The organism is Euzebyales bacterium (assembly GCA_036374135.1).
Lineage (GTDB): Bacteria > Actinomycetota > Nitriliruptoria > Euzebyales > JAHELV01 > JAHELV01.
In genome coordinates this window covers 1-3,405 of the sequence record DASUUK010000083.1, presented here as the reverse complement: position 1 = coordinate 3,405, position 3,405 = coordinate 1, and the positions used below count along the sequence as shown (strand labels likewise).

At 70.5% G+C, this 3,405-nt stretch carries 2 protein-coding genes; both read right to left on the bottom strand.

Annotated features, from left to right (window positions below; all coding sequences use genetic code 11):
* A partial coding sequence (locus VFZ70_14800; GenBank protein HEX6257074.1) for a hypothetical protein occupies window positions 1-899 on the bottom strand: 899 nt, incomplete at its 3' end.
* Window positions 899-3,405, bottom strand: a 2,507-nt coding sequence (locus VFZ70_14795) for an AAA domain-containing protein (protein HEX6257073.1), incomplete at its 5' end; no start/stop codon positions are given. The genes VFZ70_14800 and VFZ70_14795, both read right to left, overlap by 1 nt.

The following is a 3,405-nucleotide window of genomic DNA, read 5'->3' as shown; positions in this document are numbered from 1 at the left end:
GTCGGGACGCAGCATCTCGAGCAGCCTGGGACGGTCCAGCCCTTCGACGAGGCCTGGTCTGCCGACCCACAGGACGCTGCCGTCAGGTTGGTGCAGGTAGACCGCGCGGGCGGCGCTGCGGGTCGCCGACGGGGATCGCGGCCACGCGAGCACATCCGCGACTTCGCCGAGCTGACCTGACGTCCAGCTGCCGGGCTCGGAGCGCGCCCACCGAGAGAGACGCGGTCACCCCCGAACAGGTGACGGTGCAGACGCAGCTCCTCGACGTCGGCGTCGTTGCGCCGCGCGACGAACTCGAGCCAGTCACGCTGGATGACCGGGCGCAGCAGCCCGGCGAGCGCCATGGGATGGGCGCCCGCGTCGCCGACGAGGTGCATCCGGTCGTCGAACCCGGACCGGTGGACGACCGCGGCACTGACACCCTCGGCCCACCCGTACGCATAGATGAACCGCTGCTCGACGGCGCGCCGGCCGATGCCGACCTTCTGCAGCAGCGGGATGGGGTAGCGGACGACGGTGGCGACGACGTCGCGTTCGAGATCGGCGAAGTCGGTCGGATGGGCTCGTCGGGCCGCCTCGACCGTCACCAGGCCGTCGAGGCGGTGGCGTCGGCGGAACTCGTCGATCCTTGTGACGATGTCGCGCTGGCGCGATTGGCGCAGCGGACCGTCAGCGGTGAAAGGACGCGCCTGGCGCCAGTAGATCGCCAGAACGCGACGCCCGATGTCGATGGCGTGGACGGCCGCGGGAGGATCACCGTGGCCGTCGGCACCTTCGAGCACGGCATCGATCAACGTGACCAGCACCGCGTACTTGTAGGAGGCGGTGAAGCTTCCGGTGTCCAGCAGCGCGAGCAAGCGCTGGCCGAAGGCGATGGCCGAGTCGTCGTGTTCCGGCATCAGGTCGACATGTTGCCCGCGCGGAGCACGGTCAGCATGCCCGACGGCAGGCCGAACGACAGCGGGTCCGTGGCGTCACTGCACCAGTTGGCCAGGCCCTGCATGAACGCGATGCCGTCGGCCACGCGGTCGGAGTCGAGCGCCTGGATCGGTGGGTCGAGCAGCGGGCGTGGCAGGAACACGATCGACTTCACCCGTGCCCGGGTGATCGCGACGTTGAGCCGGTTCAGCGAGTAGATGAAGTCCCGCTCCCCCAGCGCGTACTCCACGTCCGACACGCCGTAGCTGACGATCACCGCGTCGCACTCCTGTCCCTGCATGCGGTCGACGGTGTCGACGAACGGGTCAGCGTCCCACTCGCGGGCGTCGGCCAGCGCACGGCGGATCGCCCGGATCTGCACGTGGTGCGGGCTCACGACGAACAGGTGGTCGCGCCAGAACGTGGCGTCGTCCGCACCGGCGAAGCGTGATCGCAGCGACATCGTGACGTCGGCGACCAGCGCCGCCTCGATGCGGTTCTCAGCCGTCGCCTGCACGTCCTCCAGCACGCACACGACGAGTGGGAACGCCGGATCGAGCACGGCGTCGACGAGGTCCGACTCGGCGTCCGACGCCGGCGTCAGGCGGCGCGCGGCGATCGAGGGCGTCGCCGGCGCGTACCCGTCCGGATAGATCGACGATGCCGGGTAGTAACACAGCACATCGCACATGCGCCAGTTCTCGAGCAGCGGCGCGGTGAGCTCGTCGTCGGGGTCGCGGTGGCGGAGGGCCTCGAGGATGGAGCGGTGCAGCAGCGGCTCGTCCTCGACCTCGGGGTAGCGCCCGGCGACGATCGGCGGCAGCTGCTTGTCGTCGCCGGCGATCACCACCCGTCCGCCGGCGGCGACTCGCAGCAGCGGGATCGCCGCCTCGCCGACCTTCACCTGTGACCCCTCGTCGATGACGATGAGGTCGTATGTGAGCTCCTCGGGCGGCACCTTGCGGGCCTGCCACACGGTCGACCCGATCACGCAGATATCATGCTCCGCCGCCCACCCGGACGCGTCGCGGGGCGCGAGCGACTCCGCTCCGCCACCTGACCCGCCGAGCTTGCGCACCGGCAGGGTGGCGTCGAACACCCGCTGCTCGACCTGGAGTGCAAGCAGCTTGGCCAGGCAGTTGTCGATCGCCGCGTGGGTCTGGGCGGTGATCAGCACGCGCAGTCGCCGCCCGGCGCGCCGGTGGGCCTCCGCCAGCGCGAGGATCGCGAGGGCGACGAAGTGGGTCTTGCCGGTGCCGGGCGGTCCCCACACCAGCTGGACGTCGTGGTCAACGACACCGCGGAACGCCTCCTGCTGGCTGCTGGTCATGCCGTGCGCAGCGGCGATCGTGGTGGCGGCCGTCCGCACCTGTTCCGGTGGGTCGACCGCGCGGCGGGTGCCGACGGGGTCGCGCAGCAGCCGGGTGACCCACACGTCGGTGCGCTCGTCGTGTGCACGCAGCGCAGCGATGACGTACGGGGTCGTCCAGTCGGTGAACAGCCCGTCGAGGTAGCAGACGTCGCCGGGCGATGGCGGATGGAAGATCTCCTTGTGGTCGAGTCCGAGCCGCAGCCGCGTGCCGTCGTCGCCACCGCGGATCTCGGCGATCCTCGTGATGGCGACCGGGTGGCGCTTCGACGGCCATGGCCCGCGGAACTCGTCGTAGGTCAGGCGCGCCTGGCGGCCGGCGTCGGTCGCCGTCGTGAGGACGTGCGAGGCGAAGCTGCTCGCCGACGGCGCCGTGTCGGCGTGCCGCGGGTGCAGCCGGAACCAGTCGTCACCCTCGGCGGTCAGTTCGTAGGTGTCGCCGCTGCCGAAGCCCTCGGTCACGGGCCGCATGCGCCGCCCGCGGACGTCGAGGTAGCGCAGCACCCGCTCGTACTGCGCGATGAACGCCAGCCGGGACAGCAGCGGGTCGGAGAAGCCGAGGCTCTCCGGCAGGCGGAACTTCGGCGGCCACGCGAACAGCACCCCGGTGTCGCGCACGCGGTCACGCAGCCCGTTGATGACCGAATTGGCGCCCCAGACGCGCCACCGCAGCCGTGTGCGGATGTCGTCGAGCACGCCCTTGTCGTTCTGCGTCCATGCCCGCAGGATCGCGTCGGCGCGCATGCGGTTGGACAGCCGGAAGTCGAACCAGTCGTTGGGTCGGTACGTGAATCCGTACCGCGACGGCTGCAGCGCCCGATTGACGTCGGCGAACCGGTACGACACGGGGATCGGCAGGGCGTAGATCCCGCGCAGCACCTCGGTGAGCACGACCAGCGGGAACAGCACCTCCTTCTCGGGCTGGTCGTCCGCCTGGGCGAGATCCGGATGCTGGAAGTGGAACAGCACCGCGAGCGCGTCCTCGATCACCGTGAGGTCGGTGGACTCCTCGATGACCCGAAGCAGCGCGCCGACGAGCAGCTCGCGCTCGTAGGTGTCGAAGACGTAGGCCTGCAGCGACTGCTGGTCACGCCACTCGCGGTCGGCGTTGTAGGCGT